The sequence below is a fragment of the Acinetobacter sp. NIPH 542 genome, assembly GCF_000369825.1.
Classification (GTDB): Bacteria; Pseudomonadota; Gammaproteobacteria; order Pseudomonadales; family Moraxellaceae; genus Acinetobacter; species Acinetobacter oleivorans.
In genome coordinates, this window is sequence record NZ_KB850204.1 from 193139 (window position 1) to 209095 (window position 15957).

Genomic DNA, 15957 nt, shown 5'->3' on the forward strand with positions numbered 1-15957 from the left:
CTTATAATTTGCCTAGTTTGATAAACGTGTATTGATATGATGAATGCTTTGGAACGTCGCTCAACTTTTGCCTTAAGTAGTATTTTTGCGCTACGCATGTTGGGTTTGTTCATGATTATTCCTGTCTTTTCTGTAGTCGGGCAGTCATATCAATATGCAACTCCAGCACTCATTGGTTTGGCTGTGGGCGTCTATGGTTTAAGTCAGGCTATTTTACAAATTCCTTTTAGCTTACTGGCTGACCGTTTTAGTCGTAAACCTCTCGTGGTACTTGGCTTATTACTGTTTGCAATTGGCGGTGCAATTGCGGGGTTATCTGACACGATTTATGGCGTGATAATTGGTCGTGCTATAGCAGGTGCAGGTGCAGTTTCAGCAGTCGTGATGGCGCTTTTAGCAGATGTGACGCGCGAAGAGCAGCGTACTAAAGCCATGGCAGCGATGGGCATGAGTATTGGTCTGTCTTTTGTGGTGGCGTTCAGCCTTGGGCCTTGGCTCACAAGTCTTGTCGGCATTTCTGGTTTATTCTTTGTTACGACCATTATGGGTTTAATCGCGATTTTGATGTTATTGCTTGTACCTAAAGTAACTCGTCATCATCGTAATTATCAGCAAGGCTACATAGCGCAGCTTAAGCAAGTTATTCAAATGGGCGATTTAAACCGTTTACACGTTTCGGTTTTTGCATTGCATTTATTGCTTACCGCCATGTTTATTTATGTGCCTTCACAGCTTATCGAGTTTGCCCATATTCCTTTAGCCAGTCATGGTTTGGTGTATCTGCCACTACTAGTAATTAGTCTGTTTTTTGCATTTCCAAGCATTATCGTGGCTGAAAAATATCGCAAAATGCGAGGCATTTTCTTAACTGCTATTACAGGCATTATTGCAGGTTTGTTGCTGCTCATATTTGGTTATCAATCAAAATATGTATTACTCGCAGGCCTAGGGATTTTCTTCATTGCCTTTAATGTGATGGAAGCATTATTGCCATCGTGGTTATCAAAATGTGCGCCAATTCAATCAAAAGCAACCGCTATGGGTGTAAATGCCAGTAGCCAGTTTTTAGGTGCTTTTTTTGGTGGCACACTAGGTGGTCAATTATTGATGTTACATAATACTGCGATTGGATGGAGTGTCTTAACAGGGATTGCTATAATATGGTTGCTAATTAGTTTTGGTTTAGCTCAGCCGCGGTATTTGTCATCGATTGTGTTGCCATTACCGCAAGTGCAACAGGTGAATGAGTGGACCACACAGCTATTGGCAATTCGTGGTATAGAAGAAGTTGTGGTGATGCCTGACCAGCAAGTTGCTTATATTAAAGTCGATAAACAGACTCTTGATGAGGCTGCGCGACGTGATTTAACGCAGTTGTTCGGTAAAGAGGTAGCCATTTAAGCATAACTCTTATAAAGTAAAACATAGAAATGAATAGGATGAAGACAGCTAATGCGTGGTGTAAATAAGGTTATTTTGGTTGGTACTTTGGGTCGTGATCCTGAAACAAAAACTTTTCCAAATGGGGGCTCGCTGACTCAATTTTCAATCGCAACAAGTGAAGCTTGGACCGATAAAACTTCAGGTGAGCGTAAAGAACAAACTGAATGGCACCGTATTGTTTTGCATAACCGTTTAGGTGAAATTGCTCAGCAGTTCCTACGTAAAGGTTCTAAGGTTTATATTGAAGGTTCATTACGCACGCGTCAGTGGACTGATCAAAATGGCCAAGAGCGCTATACAACTGAAATTCGTGGCGAACAGATGCAAATGTTAGATGGTCGTCAACAAGGTGAGCAAGGGTTCGCTGGCGGTAATGATTTTAACCAACCACGTTTTAATGCACCTCAACAAGGTGGTAATGGTTATCAAAATAATAACAACCAAGGTGGCGGCTACGGCCAAAACAATGGCGGTGGTTATGGTGGCCAAGGTGGTTTCGGTAATGGTGGCAACAGCCCACAAGGTGGTGGTTTCGCTCCTAAAGCGCCACAACAACCAGCGTCTGCACCAGCTGATTTAGACGACGATTTACCGTTCTAATCAAAAGTTTCAAAAGAGGCGAGTTTATCTCGCCTTTTTTATTACTCAATTCCGAGTAAACGTATCAGAGCCGTGCCTGCTGCTGCTAAGCAAATCACCAATAAAAGCGGTACTTTTCTCCAAACCAAGAGAAGCGCTAGCCCAACACCGAATATACGCGCGAAACCTGCGAAATCTTGGCCTTCAAAAAATGTCGTCGTGACTGCAATCGCACAGAGTAAAACAGTTGCGCCGTTTGACAGTAAAACTTGGTATTTTTCAGAAAAAGTAAACTTGGCGCCTAAGTGAAAACCAGCAAAACGAATCCCATATGTTCCAAGTGCTAGCAAGCCTATTCCCAAAATAATGAGTAATTGTTGATTCATTTTTTTCTACCAAATATTAAGCCAAAAAGTGAAATCAGAATTGGAAGTCCTGAGGCCAAAAAAGGTGTGGTAATCAGTGCCAAAGTTGATCCGGCAAATGCAGCTTTTCGGGTAGCTTTGTTCTTTAGAGCATTAAAAGTAAGTGCAATTAAAATGGCAGGGAAAATGGCATCTAGACCAAATGTTTTTGGGTCTGGAATGGCACTTCCAATAAAATAACCCGCAGTGACACCCAGTGGCCAAGTTAGCATGATGCCTATACCACATAGCCAGTAAGCAGCCTTTTTCGTTTCGAAATCGGGCTGTGCCATGCCAAACAAAACGCTTTCATCGTTCATGATATGAGCACCGAAATATCGAGAGAATTTACCTCTGATTAATTCATTGACCGCAATCCCAAAAGGCAAATGTCTTAAATTGACGAGTAGTCCTGCAACCGCAGCAGCAATTGGGCTACCACCTACAGCCAAGAATCCAATAAAAATAAATTCAGCAGTTCCTGCGAGCACAAATACAGATAGGCAGAGCGGAATCCAGAGCGCTAAGCCATAGCTTGCGGCGAGTGAACCTAAAGACATACCAACAACACTGGTTGCTAGACAGACAAAGAAAATCGAGCGGGTGGTGTCTTTACTAAGTTTCTTAATGAGAGTGTATGTGGACATAGCATGATATAACGAACGATTTTCCATTATAATGAATAAGTCTGATTGTTTTGTCAAAACGAACGATCGTTTTTTTTATAGAACGGATGTGGTGAATGTCTCAGCCAATTGAAATTATTGCCAAAGGTTTAAATCGTGAACGTCAAAGAGCAGGGCTTTCTTTGGCAGAGGTTGCCCGTCGTGCAGGCGTTGCAAAGTCTACACTTTCCCAATTAGAGGCTGGTCAAGGTAACCCAAGCATTGAAACGCTATGGGCACTTTGTGTTGCACTCAATATTCCATTTGCACGTTTGATGGAAGAACCGAGCAATCAGGTACAAGTCATTCGATGTGGCGATGGACCAACAGTGAGTTCAGAGATTGCCAATTACAAAGCAATTTTGCTAGCGACTTGTCCACCGCATGCGCGCCGAGATGTGTATTTATTGATTGTTGAGCCGGGCGAAGACCGTCTTTCAGAACCTCATCCTGTTGGTTCTGTGGAGCACATTATTGTGGTCGAAGGTAAAGCTTTAGTGGGCTTAATTGATGAAGCTGTTGAGCTCAGTGTCGGAGATTATATTTGTTACCCTGCCGACCAGAAACATATCTTTAGAGCCTTGGAAACAGGTACAAAAGCATTATTAATCTCTGAACAAAACTAAAGAATTCCAATCTTATTAAAGTAAAACTTAATTATTTTCATAATAAAAACTTAAAACCATTTACCAGCATTTCAGACAAAAAGAGCCAATTTTGCGTATAAATTTTGCAATTGGCTCTCTCTTTTATTCGAAAAATGGCTCTCGTTTCTTGACTGCCGAAACGACAAATTAAAGCCATTGGAAGTATGCATACGGAAGCGCCGGATAAGCTCAGTGATTTTTCTGTTTTAGGAATTGGGCAGAACGGCTAAATTTTTAGGGGATATTTTTTGGCTTCGGAGGATTTCCGAGACTAGCCGATATCCTCCATATATTAAGGAAAATGATATGGCAGCTCATCAAAATGGTTCTGAAGCCAATCACTCCCAAAGTTTAAAACATGGACTCAAATCACGCCACTTAACGATGATCTCGATTGCAGGGGTAATTGGTGGCTCTTTATTCGTAGGCTCGGGCAGTATTATTTACAATACGGGACCTGTAGTCTTTCTAACCTATGCTTTGGGTGGTCTACTCGTTTGGTTCATCATGCGTATGTTAGGCGAGATGGCCGTTTTAAACCCTGACAGTGGCTCTTTTTCAACTTATGCTGACCGCGCGATTGGCCGTTGGGCAGGTTTTTCAATTGGCTGGTTGTATTGGTGTACGCTCGCAATGCTCATGGGTTGGGAAGCCTATGTGGCAGGTAAAATTTTAAATAATTGGTTCCCATTTATACCGATCTGGGCCTATATGGTTGTCGTGATTGGTGCCTTAGTCGCAGTCAATTTACAAAACGTGAAAAACTATGGCGAATTTGAGTTCTGGTTTGCACTCATCAAAGTCATCGCGATTGTTATCTTCTTGGTGATTGGTAGTTTAGCCATCATGCATTTGTGGCCTTGGGGCAATCCGGCTGCTTCTGGTATTAGTAATCTAACCTCTCAAGGCTTTATGCCTAATGGTGGTTCATCTGTTATTACCGCCTTGCTTGGGGTTATGTTTGCTTATATTGGCGCTGAAATTGTCACTGTAGCGGCAGCAGAATCGGCAAATCCATCTAAAGAAATTCGTAAAGCATCGAACTCGGTGGTTTGGCGAATTATTTTATTCTATGTAGGTTCAATGTTCGTTGCGGTATGTCTGATTCCTCACAACAATGAACTTTTGAAAGATTCGACTTGGGGTACTTATAGTGTGACTTTGTCTGCTCTCGGTATTCCAGGGGCACGTCATATCGTAAACTTTGTGGTTCTCACGTCGGTATGTAGCTGCTTTAACTCAGCACTTTATACATGTTCACGTATGTTGTTCTCTTTAGCTAAACGTGGTGACGCACCGAAAAGTTTTGGCTCTGTAAACAGTAAAAGCAGTCCGTGGGTGGGTGTGATTGTGTCATGCTTCTTCTCTGTGATTGCGGTAGTTTTAACTGCAACTAAGAGTATGGATGTTTACGACTTTTTCATGCTAACGACGGGTGCAGCAACACTCTATGTGTACCTGACCATTGCTTATTCTCAGCTTCGTATGCGTAAAAAATTAGAAGCTGAAGGCGTGAAAATTGACTTTAAAATGTGGATGTTCCCTTACTTAACCTATGTGGTGATCTTTGCAATTATTGGTGCAATTCTTACCATGTTGATTGAAGGTACCTATTTTAAAGAAGTGATTTATACCACCGGATTGTTCGGCATTATTGTGTTCTTCGGATTGTTGTCTGAAAAATTGGGTTGGGGTAAAGAGCGTAGAGCGACCCATTTAACCCATAGCCATGAAGAAAAGTTAGTTTAACTTTTTAAATAAAAAAGAGCCTCACAATGAGGCTCTTTTGTTTTTCTTAACACGAGAAAACAGTTAATTCAGCGTAGGTACTCCTGCTTCACGTAAGCACTGGAGCAACACGCCGAAAGCCATCACCATGTCTTTTTCGTTTACACAGGCAAAGCCCATGAGTAAACCGCGCTCTGCGTGAGCATGCGATTGCATGTAGTACTGTGAAAGTGGTCGAACTTTGACACCACGTTCAAGTGCGGTTGTTGCAATCGCGACATCATCGCAAGAGTTTGGTAGTTTTAAAACTAAGTGTAATCCTGCTGCTTCGTCATATTGATGAATAAATTCGGGGCCAAGATAGCGTTTAATCAGACTGACTAAATAATCGCGTCTCTTTCCATAAAGTAAACGCATACGACGAATATGCGCTTCGTAATGACCTTCACGAATAAATTCTGCTAGGGCCTTTTGCTCAAGCAAATGTCCACCACGATACAGTTCAGCTGCCACAATACGTAGGGGTGAAAAGAGTGGTTTAGGCACCACCAAATACCCAATTCTTAAAGATGGATAAATGGTTTTACTAAACGTGCCCATGTACAGCACAGGTGCATCATTTTCTAAGCCTTGTAATGACGGATACGGTTGGCCTGAGAAACGAAACTCACTGTCGTAGTCATCTTCGACAATCCAGCTATTGTGCTGGCGGGCAATCTCAATCAATTTGCGTCGACGATCTAGACTTAAATGTGAACCTAGTGGATATTGGTGTGATGGTGTGACAAAAATGAGTTTGGGTGGTTTAACCGGATTTTCTTCAGGAATAATACCTTCTGCATCGACTGGCATAGGTTGAATATCTACGCCATTAATACGTAAAGTGTTGCGCATTCCCCAATACCCCGGATCTTCGATCCAGACGCGATCACCAATATCACTAAGCGCACGCGAGACTAAGTCAATCGCTTGGTGAATGCCTTCGGTAATAATAATCTGGTCTGCATCGCACTGGACTGAACGTGCAACACGCAAGTAATCTGCCAACGCACTTCGAAGCTCTATACATCCACCTGCATTGCTATAAATCAGGCGGTTAATGTCGGGTTCGCGGCTTAAGCGTGCTTGAATACGACTAAAAATATGATGTGGGAACTCGGTAACATCGGGCGCTCCCGGCACGAAAGCTCCCCATTGGTGTGGCGAGGCTGCGGCATAGCCTAATAAGTTTGAGCCACGATTTGAGAGCGCATAAGAGTTTTGAACTTTCGGACTCGAAACTGCTTTTTTCTTATTTTGTGTATTTAAAAAACTCTCTGGTAGTTTTTCGGCAACCCATGTGCCGTGTCCCGTACGAGCCTCTAAATAGCCTTCAGCTTGTAGCTGTTCATAGGCGGTAAGAACAGTATTTCTCGAAACATGAATTTCACTGGCTAAGTCACGTGAAGCGGGCAAGCGTGTTTTAGGCTGAATGACGCCATCAATAATGGCACCACGCAGACAACGGAAAAGGCGCTGATGTAGTTTACCTTCGGTGTCCTGTTGGAGCCGTTGTAATAAATGATCTCCAAGTAAACTACGCAATTGGCTCTCTCCTACAGTTAAAAAATGGCTCTCGTCAGTTGCCGCCAGACGAGCGAAATTACATGCATAGGCAGTCGTTGTAAAGCACCCTGAAAATTAAGCACAGGATGCAAAAACCAAAGCTGCAACTGATGATGAAAATATGAGGGAATCAAATGGATAATCAACATTCTGCACTTAACGCACGTAAACAGCAAGCAACTCCACGTGGTGTAGGCGTGATGTGTCAGTGGTATGCAGAAAAAGCTGAAAATGCCACGCTTTGGGACAAGGAAGGCAACCAATTTATCGACTTTGCTGGTGGTATTGCGGTTTTAAATACAGGCCATCGCCACCCTAAAGTCATTGCAGCGGTGACAGAACAACTCACTAAATTTACTCACACTGCCTATCAAGTAACACCTTATGAAAGCTATGTGGCTTTAGCTGAGCGTATTAATGAGCGTGCCCCAATTGCGGGTCCTGCTAAGTCAGCTTTTTTCACTACAGGTGCAGAAGCAGTTGAAAACGCGGTGAAGATTGCTCGTTGTTACACAGGTCGTCACGGCATTATCACTTTTGGTAACGGCTTCCACGGTCGTTCATTTATGACGATGGCAATGACAGGTAAAACTGCGCCTTACAAACGTGATTTCGGTGTGATGCCAGCGGGTGTGTTCCACGCACGTTACCCAGTACCTGCTAAAGGTGTTTCTGTAGACGCGGCAATTGAAAGCGTTGAAGATATTTTCAGTGAAGATATTGCACCACATGATGTTGCAGCAATCGTACTTGAACCAGTACAAGGTGAGGGCGGTTTCAATGTTGTGCCAGCTGAGTTCTTAAAACGTTTACGTTCAATTTGCGACAAGCACGGTATTTTACTTGTTGCTGACGAAGTGCAATCAGGTTTTGCCCGTACTGGTAAATTGTTCGCAATGAACTATTACGAGACTAAAGCAGATCTCATCACCATGGCGAAAAGCTTGGGTGGCGGCTTCCCAATTTCAGGTGTTGTTGGTCGTGCAGAAGTGATGGATGCACCAAACCCAGGTGGACTAGGCGGTACTTACGCAGGTAGCCCAATTGCAGTTGCTGCTGCGCACGCGGTGATTGATGCGATTGAAGAAGAAAACCTATGTGACCGTGCAAATGAATTAGGTGCAGAGTTAGTCGCTACCCTTAAAGATATTCAACAAGCAACAGGCGACGTCGTAACTGATATTCGTGCATTAGGTTCAATGGTTGCAGTAGAGCTTGAAACAGCTGAACAAGCAAAAGTTGTACAAAACTATGCAATGGAAAACGGGTTGTTACTTCTTACTTGTGGTAAATACGGTAATGTAATTCGTTTCTTATATCCATTAACCATTCCTGCTGAACAATTCCGTCAAGGCCTTGATATCTTGAAACAAGGTTTTGCGACTCTAAAAGCAGGTAGTGCAAAAGCGATGGAGCAATCTGCATGATTCAAAATAATTTGCAGTATTTATTAAAACATCCTGATATTTCATTAGAAGCACCCGCTTCAAATGATTATATCGAGGTAAATGATGCTGCTACAGGTGAAACTTTGGCATGGGTAAAAACCTATGACCGTGCAGGGGTTGAAGCCGCAATTAATCGTTCAGCAAAAGCGCAGGCTGCTTGGAAAAAGCAAACTGCCTTGGCCCGTGCTGATGTGTTATTGGCATGGTACAACCTCATGCTTGAGCACAAAGAAAATCTGGCTCAAATCTTAACGGCTGAGCAAGGTAAGCCATTGGCAGAAGCACGTGGTGAAATTGGTTATGCGGCATCATTCATTCGCTGGTTTGCCGAGCAAGCTCGCCGTGTTGATGGTGAAGTATTAACACCGACTTTGCCAAACCAACGTTTGCTCGTGATTAAACAAGCGATTGGAGTAACTGCTGCAATTACGCCGTGGAACTTCCCAGCTGCCATGATTACGCGTAAAGCAGGTCCGGCTATTGCTGCGGGTTGTTCAATGTTGGTTAAACCAGCAGAACAAACACCGTTAACAGCGTATGCACTTGAAGTATTGGCATTACAGGCAGGCTTACCAGCTGATGTTTTAATTAACATTAGTGGTGATGCGGTTGAAGTTGGTAAAACCCTATGCGAAAGCGATATTGTTCGTAAGTTAAGCTTCACAGGTTCAACACAAGTTGGCCGTATCTTGATGCAACAATGTGCGCCAACCATTAAAAAGCTTTCACTTGAACTTGGTGGTAATGCACCAGTTGTGGTATTTGACGACGCTAATCTTGAACAAGCTGTTCAGGGCATTATGGCAAGTAAATATCGTAACAGCGGTCAGACTTGTGTTTGTGCGAACCGTATTTATGTTCAAGACGGTATTTACGATGCGCTGGCAGACCGTTTGGTTGAAGCTGTGTCTAAGCTGAAAGTTGGCGATGGCCGTCAAGAAGGTTCAACTCAAGGACCTTTAATTGATGAAGATGCGATTGCAAAAGTTCAGTCTCATATTGCAGATGCAACTAAGAAAGGCGCAACAGTCCGTATTGGTGGTCAGCGTTCGGCACTTGGCGGGACATTCTTTGAACCGACTGTGTTAACAGGCGTAACGCAAGATATGAAAGTGTCTAAAGAAGAAACTTTTGGTCCGCTTGCACCACTGTTCCGCTTTAAAACTGAAGATGATGCAGTGGCAATGGCGAACGATACCGAGTTTGGTTTAGCTGCTTATTTGTTTACTCAAAGCACAGCTCGTCAATGGCGAGTGGGTGAAGCACTTGAGTACGGTATGGTCGGTATTAACACAGGTGCAATTTCAAATGAAGTTGCTCCGTTTGGTGGCGTAAAACAGTCAGGTCTAGGCCGTGAAGGTTCAAAATTCGGCATCGAAGAATATGTTGAAATGAAATACCTCTGCGTAGACTTATCTGAGTAAGGAACAAAGCGAGTTCGTTTTGTTCTGAACGAAAACATGCAGTTATGCTGTATGTGATGTTTCACAAAAACCGGTCATGCCCATTCATGACCGGTTTTTTTATTTAAGTCGGCAGATATCCTTCATGGCTTTCGGGTAAACGTCTGAGTTCTTCAATCAGTGTTTCAATGAGTTTTTCGACCACCAGACGTTGGCCTTTTCTAGACACATAGACCAGTTGAAGCATGCCAATATTTGACTTCCAGTCAGGAAGAATATGAATAAGTGTGCCTTTACGAATTTCCGATTCAACAGTTAAAAAGGGAAGGTCGGCAATGCCTAAGCCATCCATCACTGCATAGTAGACCCCTGCTAAGTCATTACTTTTGATTCGTGGTTGATAAGGCACATCAACCGATTCGCCGTTACGAATATTGCATAAATGCCAAATAGGATTTTGTTTTTGAGTACCTAAGCTGATACTTGGAAAGTCTTGTAATTCGGAATAATGCTCAATAGTACGGCCTTGCAGTAATTCAGGCGCAGCCACCAGACAGTGATCTGTTTTAATCACATCACGAACAATTAAATTTGAATCTTCATTCGGTTCAAAATTGGTCCGAATCGCGAGATCGATATCATCATGCAAGATATCTACCCGTCGGCTTGTTAGCTCAAGAGATATTTCAACTTTTGGATAGGTTTTTAAAAACTGATTTAAAATTTTTCTAATTTGAAAATGCATCATTAAAGGTGGGCAGCTTACTTTCACTAACCCTTGAGGTTCACTTTTTTGCTTTAACAAAACGTTTTCTGCACATTCAACTTGAGCTATAACTTTGCAGCATTCTTCATAGAACTCTTGGCCTAAATCGGTCACTTTAAAATGGCGGGTTGTTCTTTGAATGAGGCTAACGTTAAATTTATTTTCAAGGTCAATAATGCGTCGGCTGAGCTTAGATTTACTAATATTTTCAGCTTCACTGGCCGCGCTAAAGCCGCCGTGTTTTACGACCAAATAGAAATAATAAAAATCATCAAAAGAACTTATCAATGTCAGATCAATCCATTTAAATTTAAGATTAGAGCGCTTAAGCACTCTAATCTTGGCAATAAAAATTATTTTTGCGATGTATTAAAGCTATAGCTGGTCATCAGGTTGCGGTAATCAGGAATATGATTTGAGAAGAGTGCACCAAGACCTTCAATATCATTACGCCAGTCACGGTGTAACTCACATGCCATACCGAACCAAGTCATAAGCTGAGCACCTGCTTTTGACATACGGTCCCAAGCAGCATCACGTGTTAATTCATTGAAAGTACCAGAAGCATCGGTAATCACAAACACTTCAAAACCTTCAGCGAGTGCAGATAAAGCTGGGAATGCCACACAAACCTCAGTTACCACACCAGCAATAATGAGTTGTTTTTTACCTGTCGCTTTGACCGCTTTTACGAAGTCTTCATTGTCCCATGCATTGATTTGACCAGGACGTGGAATAAATGGCGCATCTGGAAAAAGCTCTTTTAATTCTGGAACTAAAGGGCCATTTGGACCGTTTTCAAAACTGGTAGTAAGAATAGTCGGTAAATTGAAATATTTTGCAGCATCTGCAAGCGCTAATACGTTATTTTTAAATTTATCTGGATCGATATCTCGAACTAAAGAAAGTAAACCTGCTTGGTGGTCAACTAAAAGTACCGCAGCATTATCCTTGTCTAAACGTACGTAATCTTGAGCCATTTTTATATCCTCGTGTTATCAAAATAAATAATCAAAAATTATTAAGTAGGTCATCAGTGCCTAAAATTATGCTAGATGAGTTTGTTGTCGTGATTAAGTCTAAAAAATAGGATTAAGAATTTTAAAAATAGGACGATCTTAAAAAGAGTACCTCAAACTTTATGATTGTCTCATAGATGAAATAATGTGTTGCTAATCCTGATCTATAAACTGCAATTATTGAGGCGTAAAATCAATCTCAGTTCAAGAAAATCCTACATATATAGGAGAGATCAGATGAAGAAATTTCTTGGTGCATATCAAAATAACCACATGCATTGGGTGGGTGATGGTTTCCCTGTATATAACCTATTCTCTTATGACCGTTTAGGCCAAACCTTAAGCCCATTTTTGCTACTCGATTATGCAGCGCCTTATACCTTCTCGCCAACGACTGAACAGCAAGGTGTAGGCTCGCATCCACACCGTGGCTTTGAAACAGTGACAATCGCCTATCAAGGTGAAGTGACTCATAAAGACTCAAGTGGCGGCGGCGGAACCATTAAAACTGGTGATGTGCAATGGATGACTGCGGGTGCAGGCGTGTTGCATGAAGAGTTCCATTCTCCTGAATTTGCAGAGCATGGTGGTCTTTTTGAAATGGTGCAATTATGGGTAAATTTACCTGCTCATTCAAAAATGACGCCTGGAAAATATCAAGCAATTGAAGCGAAAGAGATTCCAGACATTGCGTTAGATGAGCATGGCAGTCATTTACGTGTGATTGCTGGTGAATATGCAGATGCAAAAGGTGCAGCAACGACATTTAGTCCATTAAATGTATGGGATGGTAAATTGGCTAAAGGCCAAAAACACACCCTCTATGTACCTGAAGGGCACACCACGCTTGTTGTGATATTAGATGGCGCGGTTGTGGTCAATGATGCAAATCGTCTTGAAGGTAAAACCGTTGCGATTTTGTCTCGTGAGGGTGTTGAGTTTAGCTTAAATGCAGAAGAAGACACTAAATTCTTAGTGTTGACTGGCCAACCACTTAACGAACCAATCGAAGGTTATGGTCCATTCGTAATGAATACCAAAGCTGAGATTATGGAAGCGATTAATGATTTTAATCGTGGAAAATTCGGTTCAATCATGCAAGAAGGATAAATTGTTTAATTGCGCTTAATCGGCTATTAAAACAAAGTAATAAAAAGCCCGCTATCAAGTGTGAATAGCGGGCTTTTTCGCTGTAAAGATTCTGTTTTTATGATGGTTTTCATTGTTGTTGCGGCATTGTTTTATGTGATTTGGTTCTCATTATTGTGGCTCTATGATATCTCAAAATAAGATAGTTGTAAAACATATGATATAAATATAGTTAAATTATCTTATTTTATTTAAAAGATTTTTTTTAAATTTATAAAAAATATAAGTTTTTATATGACTGTATATTTTTGTAAAAAAATATACAAAGCTAGCTTGTCCTTTAGTTAAATATTTTCTATATAAATTGATGCAAAAAATAAAAATCTGGTAGTTTTTAATACGGTGTTTTTTTAGGGTATGAGTGATAATCAAAAAAATTCTCGAAAAATGGGACATCATTTTGAATATCGCAATTATTGGCAGTGGAATGGCAGGTCTTGCGGCAGCAAGAATTCTGAAAGATGCAGGGCATACGATCACGATATTTGAAGCACTTCCTGGCCGGGGAATGGATAGCCATAGCATTGAATTCGATGGTGGAATTATTGATGCACCGCTACGTGTGATGAATCCACATCTGTGGAAGAATACACTCAGCCTTGCTGCTCATTTAGGCATTAAAACCTTCCCAGTTCGTACTTATATGTCATGTAGCTGGTTATTCGAAGATCGTACGGAAACATGGTTAACGACATCTCGTAGTCGTATTGGTAATTTCCCGATTATCAATAACCGTAAGGGCATCCAGCAATATGGCTGGCGTCTTGTGAAAGGAATGTTGCAATTAAAAACTGCAATTCATCAGTTTTTCAAATCTAAAAATCAAGATATTACCCTCGCTGAATTTATTAATCAGAACGATATAGAAGAAGTATTCTGGCATGGCGTTGTAATGCCAGTGCTTTATACAATTTGTACGTGTAATCCAAAAACAATTGGCGACTGGCCTGCAAAAAACCTTCTTGAGTTTTTACGTCACTTAACTGATGGCGATATGTTGTTACGTATGAAAGGTGGTACACCTGCATTCGTAGATAGCTTAATTAAAGATATCGACATTCATAGCGGATCAGCGATTAAGAACGTTGAATTACAAGGCGAAAAAGTACTGGTTGAAAACAGCCAAGGTGAAAAGAACTTATTTGATCGAGTGATTGTTGCAACGCCAACGTCTAAAATTGATGAGTTTTTAAACCCTGAACAATTTGCTGAAGATATGAATTTGCTTAAGCAATTCCGTTTTGAGCAAGGCGATCTTGTGATTCATACAGATGCAACAGTAATGCCGCCACGTCGTAAAGACTGGTCAGTGCTGAGTTATATGATGGATCGTAAGTTTACCCGTCAGCAATTTACAGTTTGGATGAATGCAGTTGAACCATCACTTGTGGGTAAAAATCCAGTGTTCCAAACGTGGCGTCCAGTGACTGATATTGATCCTAAAAAAATCATTTCAAAAGTGACTTTAACGCGTGCTGTTGTAGACTCGCAAACAATTGCTCTAAATAAAGAATTGCAACAACGCCATTTAGACTTAAACCGTAAAGTATTTTATTGTGGTTCATGGTCATGTGATGGTTTACCAATTTTAGAGTCAGCAGTTACTTCCGCAATGCATATTGCTGAAATTTTAGGTGCACCTTTACCATTTGTAGGTTTAAAGCCTCAGGTTGAAGTTGCCCCAGAACTCGGTTACTAAAATTGTGAAAACAAAAGTTCGAGCGGCTCTTTCTCGACTTATTCCCCATAAATATGCAATTGATGCATCAAGTTTGGGAGATGATGAAGAGCTTGCTTGGACAAATTTGGGTTTTTGGAAAAATACCCAAAACTACCGTGAAGCTTGTTGCCTATTGGCAGATCATTTGGCACAAGCCGTCAATTTAAATTCAAAAGATCATCTCTTAGACTTAGGTTGCGGACAGGGTGCAAGTTTGTTGCACTGGCTACAGCACTATCAACCCAAAAGCCTCAGTGCAGTTGACTTACAAGCCCAGTGTGTTAATAAAATTCAAAAGCTTATTCCTGAAATAAGCCAGATTTTTTGTGGTTCATTTTTAAATTTAAAACAATTTGAATTTAAACAACACTTCGATGCTGTGTTATGTATTGATGCGGCTTATCACAGCAATTTAAATTCATTTCTAGATTCGGTCACTCCAGTTTTAAATTCAAAAGGCCGATTAGGTTTTCATTACTTAATGCGTGCTGACACATGTCAAAACATGACCGTCCTGCAAGAACAAAAGCATCGTTATTTACTCAAAGCAGCAAATGTCGCTTGGGATGCTGTGCCGATTGAAAAAATATTAAGAACAACCTTGGAACAACAAGGTTTTGCAGATATTCAAATTGAAGATTTATCCGAGCCTGTATTACTCGGTTTTTCGCGGTATATTCAAAATCAGCAAAGACAAAATCAAAGCCGAGGATTGGCAAATTTTAAAATTCAAATGACTGCAAAGTTATGCCAACAACTCTACCAAAATGGATATGTACGTTATATTCAAATCACAGCAATAAAAAAATAGGATGAGCCATGTCAGCTAAATATCAAGGATCGTGTTTATGTGGAGCTGTGAGCTATCAAAGCGAAACGGAGCCACGTTATAGCTTTAATTGCCATTGTCGAGATTGTCAGAAGGCAACAGGTTCAGCATATGCACCAATCGCTTTTTTTCACCAATCTGAATTGAAAGTAAGTGGTGAACTTAAATATTTTGAGACTTTAGGATCTTCTGGCCGACCTATTAAAAGAGCATTTTGCCCAACTTGTGGTTCTCAGCTTTTTGGCTTACCTGAAATTGCCCCTGAAATGATTTCAATACGTGCAGGTACTTTGGATGACCCGAGTCTCTATCAGCCTAGAGCAGAGGTGTTTGTGAGCCAAGCCTACGCATGGGATACGCTGAACCCAAACCTTAAACATTTTGAAAAAATGATAGAGAAGAGTAAGAAATAAGGCTTAATTAAAAAAACCAAATATTGCCAAAGCACATATTAAAGTAAAACTGCCAAAGGCTAAAAATAATATAGTTTTTCTAAATTTTAGCTGAGGCATTTTACTTACAATAATAATAAGGCATGCAAGTATGGTCACT

General features: G+C 41.1%; 15 protein-coding genes. 10 read left to right on the top strand and 5 right to left on the bottom strand.

The features are described 5' to 3' along the window. Positions 1–36: 36 nt before the first annotated feature. Both F886_RS01905 and ssb read left to right on the top strand, forming a co-directional pair. On the top strand, positions 37–1401 hold the full coding sequence (locus F886_RS01905) for an MFS transporter (protein WP_005300707.1): 1365 nt from the start codon (positions 37–39) through the stop codon (positions 1399–1401). Between the two features lie 51 nt (positions 1402–1452). Next, positions 1453–2043, top strand: coding sequence for a single-stranded DNA-binding protein (ssb, locus tag F886_RS01910; protein WP_005300710.1), 591 nt, complete (start codon positions 1453–1455; stop codon positions 2041–2043). A 41-nt stretch (positions 2044–2084) separates the two neighbouring features. Here the strand turns inward: ssb and F886_RS01915 are convergent, their stop codons facing one another. Together F886_RS01915 and F886_RS01920 are read right to left on the bottom strand one after the other, a co-directional pair. Then, on the bottom strand, positions 2085–2408 hold the full coding sequence (locus tag F886_RS01915; protein WP_005300712.1) for an AzlD domain-containing protein: 324 nt from the start codon (positions 2406–2408) through the stop codon (positions 2085–2087). Further along, a complete protein-coding gene (locus F886_RS01920) occupies positions 2405–3100 on the bottom strand; it encodes an AzlC family ABC transporter permease (RefSeq protein WP_005300714.1) in 696 nt (231 codons plus the stop codon). The genes F886_RS01915 and F886_RS01920 overlap by 4 nt, the downstream gene beginning before the upstream one ends. A gap of 68 nt (positions 3101–3168) precedes the next feature. Here F886_RS01920 and F886_RS01925 point away from each other — a divergent pair, with 68 nt between their 5' ends. Continuing rightward, positions 3169–3717, top strand: coding sequence for a helix-turn-helix domain-containing protein (locus tag F886_RS01925; protein WP_005300717.1), 549 nt, complete (start codon positions 3169–3171; stop codon positions 3715–3717). A 327-nt stretch (positions 3718–4044) separates the two neighbouring features. Further along, entirely contained in the window at positions 4045–5487 is a 1443-nt protein-coding gene (locus F886_RS01930) for an amino acid permease (RefSeq protein WP_005300720.1), read from the top strand. A gap of 63 nt (positions 5488–5550) precedes the next feature. Here F886_RS01930 and F886_RS01935 read toward each other — a convergent pair whose 3' ends face one another. Next, positions 5551–7050, bottom strand: a complete 1500-nt coding sequence (locus tag F886_RS01935) for a MocR-like pyridoxine biosynthesis transcription factor PdxR (RefSeq protein WP_005300724.1) — start codon at positions 7048–7050, stop codon at positions 5551–5553. Between the two features lie 155 nt (positions 7051–7205). Between F886_RS01935 and gabT the strand changes: the two genes are divergently transcribed. Beyond that, positions 7206–8498 carry a 4-aminobutyrate--2-oxoglutarate transaminase gene (gene gabT, locus F886_RS01940; protein WP_005300727.1) on the top strand — a complete coding sequence of 431 codons (1293 nt, stop codon included), beginning with the start codon at positions 7206–7208 and terminating at the stop codon, positions 8496–8498. Then, positions 8495–9943 carry an NAD-dependent succinate-semialdehyde dehydrogenase gene (locus F886_RS01945; protein WP_005300730.1) on the top strand — a complete coding sequence of 483 codons (1449 nt, stop codon included), beginning with the start codon at positions 8495–8497 and terminating at the stop codon, positions 9941–9943. The genes gabT and F886_RS01945 overlap by 4 nt, the downstream gene beginning before the upstream one ends. A 103-nt stretch (positions 9944–10046) precedes the next feature. Here F886_RS01945 and F886_RS01950 read toward each other — a convergent pair whose 3' ends face one another. Together F886_RS01950 and ycaC are read right to left on the bottom strand one after the other, a co-directional pair. Next, on the bottom strand, positions 10047–11021 hold the full coding sequence (locus F886_RS01950) for a LysR substrate-binding domain-containing protein (protein WP_005300733.1): 975 nt from the start codon (positions 11019–11021) through the stop codon (positions 10047–10049). 20 nt (positions 11022–11041) lie between these two features. Next, positions 11042–11668, bottom strand: coding sequence for an isochorismate family cysteine hydrolase YcaC (gene ycaC / locus F886_RS01955; RefSeq protein WP_005300736.1), 627 nt, complete (start codon positions 11666–11668; stop codon positions 11042–11044). 276 nt (positions 11669–11944) lie between these two features. On the opposite strand from ycaC, the gene F886_RS01960 reads away from it, so the two are divergent. From F886_RS01960 to F886_RS01975, 4 genes are all read left to right on the top strand, one after another. Continuing rightward, positions 11945–12817, top strand: coding sequence for a pirin family protein (locus F886_RS01960; RefSeq protein ID WP_005300740.1), 873 nt, complete (start codon positions 11945–11947; stop codon positions 12815–12817). A 439-nt stretch (positions 12818–13256) separates the two neighbouring features. Next, positions 13257–14555, top strand: a complete 1299-nt coding sequence (locus tag F886_RS01965; protein ID WP_043961653.1) for an FAD-dependent oxidoreductase — start codon at positions 13257–13259, stop codon at positions 14553–14555. Positions 14556–14559: 4 nt separating this feature from the next. Further along, positions 14560–15387, top strand: coding sequence for an SAM-dependent methyltransferase (locus tag F886_RS01970; protein WP_034590662.1), 828 nt, complete (start codon positions 14560–14562; stop codon positions 15385–15387). 8 nt (positions 15388–15395) lie between these two features. Continuing rightward, a complete protein-coding gene (locus F886_RS01975; protein WP_005300748.1) occupies positions 15396–15818 on the top strand; it encodes a GFA family protein in 423 nt (140 codons plus the stop codon). Positions 15819–15957 lie beyond the last annotated feature (139 nt).